This window comes from uncultured Bifidobacterium sp., assembly GCF_959020145.1.
Lineage (GTDB): Bacteria > Actinomycetota > Actinomycetes > Actinomycetales > Bifidobacteriaceae > Bifidobacterium.
Map to the genome: position 1 here is coordinate 1 of NZ_CAUEQY010000059.1, position 5,493 is coordinate 5,493.

Sequence of the window (5,493 nt, forward strand, 5' to 3'; positions counted from 1 at the left end):
TGGAAGGCAGTTCATATTGCGATATGGTCGCGAACTCGGGCGCTTCGGCGTCCGTGGCGGGAAGTACCGTTGGCACTATGACTGACGGTACTATGCATCTTCTTGATCCTGCTCCTTTCGGACGTATTCTTCCGGCCATGGTCACCCCCATGAAGGCCGATGGTTCCGTTGATTTCGAGGCCGCGCAGAAGCTTGCGAAGCAGCTTGTTGCCGATGGCGCCGATGGCCTTGTGGTCAATGGCACCACGGGCGAGTCTCCCACCACCCACATGGAGGAGAAGGTCGAGCTGGTTCAGGCCGTCAAGGATGTGGTGAGCGTGCCCGTTATCTCCGGTGCGGGTTCCAACGATACCGCCCACACCGTGCGCATGGTGGAGCAGACTCAGGAGGCGGGCGCCGATGCGGTGCTTGTGGTCGCTCCGTACTATTCGCGCCCGTCGCAGGAAGGCGTGTTCCGTCACTACAAGGCGGTCAATGATTCCGCGGACAAGCCGATTATCGTTTACGATGTGCCTGGCCGCACCGGTTTGCACATTCAGTTGGAAACCTACCGTCGTTTGGCTGAGCTTGGTCACGTCAAGGCGGTGAAGGACGCCACTGGAGATATCGCGGGTGCCGTGCGTAAGCGTATGGAGACCGGTTTGACTTGGTATTCGGGCGATGACGGTCTGTTCCTGCCGTTCCTTTCGGTTGGTGCAGTCGGCATTATTTCCGTGATCGCACATGCTGCTTCCGGTCCGATGCGCGATTTGGCTGCCGCATTCGACCGCGGTGACATTCATGGGGCTCAGCGCATTGCCGTGCAGCTTGCTCCACTGGTCGAAGCAATGAACGGCAACGGTTTCCAGGCTGTTATGGCCAAGGCTTCGCTGAAGGTGCGTGGCATTCTCGACTCCACGACGATGCGTCTGCCGAACGTCGGTCCGGGCGAGGCTGAGATCAAGCGCGCGGAAGATGGCATGCGCGCTTCCGGCTTGCTGTAATTGAAGAACTTGTGATTGCGAAACTTGTGATTGCGAAGCGCTTGATTGTCGGCGATTGCGCTGATTCCGGGCATTGTTGCGATCACAAGTTTGCTGGGTTTGCCGTAATACGGCAAACTAACTGAATTCCTCGTTTCCGCACAGGCGGAGACAATTAGTAATAGAAATCCAACTAGGAAATGGCTATAGAAGAAACCAAAACAGTAACTACGCACAAGCGCGGCAGCAAAGCTGCCAAGCGCACTGAAAACACGCAGACCGCGGATGTGAAATCCGTGAAGTCTGTGAGCTCTGAGAAGGTCAGCAAGGCTGAAACGACTTCCAAGAAGGCGAAGTCTTCTGGCCGTGGCGGTGGCCGTGGCAATCGTGCGGGCGATGCGTCCGGTTCCGTTCGTGGCGGTTCTCGCGGCAACGGCAGCGGCTCCTCCAAGGGCTCGAAGAGCACGAAAAACGTGAAGGCCGCAAAGAACACGAAGAACTCCAGAGGTTCCAAGAACTCCAGCGCGGCAAGCTCTTCTGCTGGAAGCCGTCGCAATTCCCGTCTTGCTCCGCAGACCACCGCGCCCCAGCAGGATGACGTGTTGATCGCTCCGCCGAAGTACCGTAAGGGCTCCATGCGCATCGTGCCGCTTGGTGGCCTGGGCGAAATCGGCCGTAACATGAACGTGATCGAATACAACGGTCACCTGCTGCTCATCGACTGCGGTGTGCTTTTCCCCGAAGAGGAGCAGCCGGGTGTCGATCTGATTCTGCCTGACTTCCACTACATCAAGGATCGTCTCGACAAGGTCGAGGCTCTGGTGCTTACCCACGGCCACGAGGATCATATCGGCGGCGTGCCGTATCTGCTGAAGCTCCGCCCCGACATTCCGCTGATTGGTTCCAAGCTCACGTTGGCTTTCGTTGAAGCCAAGTGCAAGGAGCATCGCATCAATCCGCGACTGGTTGAGGTCAAGGGTCGTGACAAGCTGAAGGTCGGTCCGTTCAATCTTGAGTTCGTGAACGTCACGCATTCCATTCCGGACGCTCTGGCTGTGTTCGTGCAGACTCCGGCCGGAAGCCTCATCGATACCGGCGATATCAAGCTTGACCAGCTGCCGCTTGACCATCGCATCACTGATTTGGTGGAGTTCGGCAAGCTCGGCGAAAAGGGCGTGGATCTGCTGATGATGGATTCCACCAACGCTGAGGTTCCAGGCTTCGTCAAGCCGGAAACCACCATTGGCCCGGCGCTGGATCAGGCGTTCGCCCAGGCCACGCGCAAGATCATCGTGGCCAGCTTCTCCAGCCATGTGCACCGTGTGCAGCAGGTTGTCGACGCCGCCCACAAGTACGGTCGCAAGGTGGTGTTCGTGGGCCGTTCCATGGTTCGCAACATGTCCATCGCTGCGGATTTGGGCTACTTGAGACTTCCGGAAGACACGGTCATCGACCTGAAGAAGGCCCATGATGTGCAGGACGACAAGCTCGTCTACATGTGCACCGGTTCCCAAGGCGAGCCGATGGCCGCGCTTGGCCGTATCGCCGACGGCAATCATCGCGACATCACCATCAACGAATTCGACACTGTCATTCTTGCGAGCTCCCTGATTCCGGGCAACGAGCATGGCGTGTACAAGATCATCAACAAGCTGGTGCAGCTTGGCGCTCGTGTGGTCAATCGAGACAATGCCGCCGTGCATGTGTCCGGCCACTGCAATGAGGGCGAACTGCTGTACATGTACAACATCGTCAAGCCGAAGTGCGCCATGCCGATCCACGGCGAGAACCGTCACTTGGTGGCCAACGGCATGATCGCGGTCAAGACGGGCGTCGATCCGCAGAATGTGGTGCTTGCCGAAGACGGCGATGTGGTCGATTTGTACCACGGCCAAGCTGCTGTTGTCGGTTCCGTGCCATGCGGCTATGTGTACGTCGATGGCGATTCCGTTGGCGAACTTACCGAGGACGAGCTTGAGAAGCGTCGTATTCTTGGCACGGAAGGTTTCGTGTCGAGCTTCGTCGTCGTCGATACGGAAACGGCTGACGTTGTCGCAGGTCCGAAGATCTATCTCAACGCGGTGGCCGAAGACGAAAGCGAATTCGACAAGGTTCGTCATCAGATCGTCGAGCAATTGCAGGATGCGATGATGGCTGGCACGCACGATACATACAAGTTGCAGCAGATCATGCGTCGTACGTTGGGTAGCTGGGTCGCACGTCAGCTGCATCGCAAGCCGATGATCGTTCCGGTCGTTGCCGATATCGCACAGGATGTTGACGAAGCGATGGGATTGAACGCAGCGCAATGATGAATCGACAGATAGTCAATATTTTTCGCAATATCGCCGATTCCAGCGAAATCAATATTGGAATAATATTGAAATATCGACAGATCGTCAATAATTGTTGATTACATAATCAAAAGAAGGACGGCGTAACCGGCACAACCGGTTGCGCCGTCTCCTATTCAATAAATAGGAATCTCAACACAAATAAGGAGTGACATGCCAGGAGCAAATCTCACCCGAATCGAAGCGGAAGAACGCAAAAGCGTTATCGCAGCACCGGTTCATTACACGGTCAAACTTGATCTGACCCGTGGAGCCAAGAATTTCGGTTCCGAAACCACCATCACGTTCGACGCCGAGCCGGGAGCTACCAGCTTCCTTGACCTGATCGCCACCGAAGTGAGCGAAATCGTACTCAACGGCGAAACTCTCGATCCGGCCGAAGCGTTCGCCGACAGCCGTATCGAACTGAAGAACCTCGAAGCGCACAACGAAGTGACCGTCAAGGCACTGTGCCAGTATTCCAACACCGGTGAAGGCCTGCACCGTAGCGTCGACCCTTCCGACGGCAACATCTACCTGTACTCTCAGTTCGAAGTGCCGGATGCCCGCCGCGTGTATGCCGTGTTCGACCAGCCCGACATCAAGGCCGTGTTCGATTTTTCCGTGCTTGCAGCCAAGTCGTGGATCGTCACCTCCAACATGCCTGCCGCATCCGTGACCGACAATGAAACCGTTACCGAAGAGGGCACGCTCGGCACGCACGAAGCCGAAACCACCAAGCTGTGGGTGTTCGAATCCACGCCGACCATGAGCTCCTACCTCACCGCCATTTGCGCAGGACCGTACGCCGAATGGCACACCGAATACGCCAACGAAGACGGTCGCACCGTGCCGATGTCCATGTACTGCCGTCAGGCGCTCGCCGAAGCGTTCGCCAAGGATGTCGACTACCTGTTCGACATCACCAAGAAGGGTTTCGCCTTCTATGCGAAGACTTGGGGTGTGCCGTATCCGTACGCCAAGTACGACCAGATTTACGTGCCGGAATACAACGCCGGCGCTATGGAGAACATCGGCATGGTCACCATCCGCGACCAGTACGTGTTCGAATCGAAGGTCACCGACGCGTATGCCGAGCGCCGCGTGGTCACCGTGCTGCACGAGCTTGCACACATGTGGTTCGGCGACTACGTGACCATGAAGTGGTGGAACGACCTGTGGCTCAACGAATCCTTCGCCGAGTTCACGTCCACTCTCGCCACTGCCGAAGCCACGGAATGGAAGGACGCTTGGGCCACATTCAGCTCCGGCGAGAAGAGCTGGGCACTGCGCCAGGACCAGCTGAGCACCACCCACCCGATCGTCGCGCCGATCAACGATCTGAACGACACGTACGTCAACTTCGACGGCATCACCTATGCCAAGGGCGCTTCCGTGTTGAAGCAGCTCGTGTTCTATGTGGGTCGTGAGAAGTTCTTCAAGGGCATCAACAATTATCTGAACAAGCATGCGTACTCCAACGCTACGCTCGCCGATCTGCTGGCTGAACTCGAGTTGACGTCCGGCCGCGATCTCAAGGCGTGGAGCGCCCAGTGGCTTGAACAGTCCGGCATCAACACCATCGCCACCGAAGTTGAGGAAAACGAGGATGGCACGATTCGCCAGCTTGCGTTGCGCCAGTCCGCTTCGGCTGAGCATCCGGTGCTGCGCGCGCATCGTCTGGCTGTCGGCTTCTACAATGAGGATCCGGAAACCGGCAAGATCGTGCGTACCGACCAGTTCGAACTTGATGTTGACGGCGAACTGACGATTGTCGAAGCGGCTGCCGGCAAGGCACGTCCGGCGCTGATTTTGGTGAATGACGACGATTTGACATACACGAAGCTGCGCTTCGACGAGAAGAGCCTCAAGTTCGCTGCGGAGAACCTGTATCGTTTCGACGATGCGTTGGCTCGTTCCGTGATTTGGCTTGCATTCTGGGATATGACTCGTGACGGCGAATTGCCGGCAAAGCAGTTCATCGAAACCTCTTTGGCTGCGCTTGCCACGGAACATGAGTCCACCACGTTCCGTTACGCTTTGGCGCAGGTCAGCACCACCGCATGGCATTACACCGCTCCGGCCGACCGTGCCGAAGTGGTGGAGCATGTGGCTGCCGAACTGTTCAAGCTGGCTCAGGCCGCCGAAGCCGGTTCCGACGAGCAGTTCCAGCTGATCACCGCCTACTTGGGTTATGG

Annotated in this window: 3 protein-coding genes; all 3 read left to right on the plus strand. The window is 57.2% G+C overall.

Annotation, left to right across the window (positions count from 1 at the left end; translation table 11 throughout):
* Positions 1-77: 77 nt before the first annotated feature.
* Entirely contained in the window at positions 78-983 is a 906-nt protein-coding gene (gene dapA / locus Q5H33_RS07970; protein WP_033524364.1) for a 4-hydroxy-tetrahydrodipicolinate synthase, read from the plus strand.
* Between the two features lie 179 nt (positions 984-1,162).
* Positions 1,163-3,274: a ribonuclease J gene (locus Q5H33_RS07975; RefSeq protein WP_117663286.1), complete on the plus strand. Its 2,112-nt coding sequence runs from the start codon at positions 1,163-1,165 to the stop codon at positions 3,272-3,274.
* Positions 3,275-3,469: 195 nt separating this feature from the next.
* Positions 3,470-5,493: aminopeptidase N (pepN, locus tag Q5H33_RS07980; RefSeq protein WP_302423918.1), on the plus strand; the 2,024-nt coding region annotated here is incomplete at its 3' end.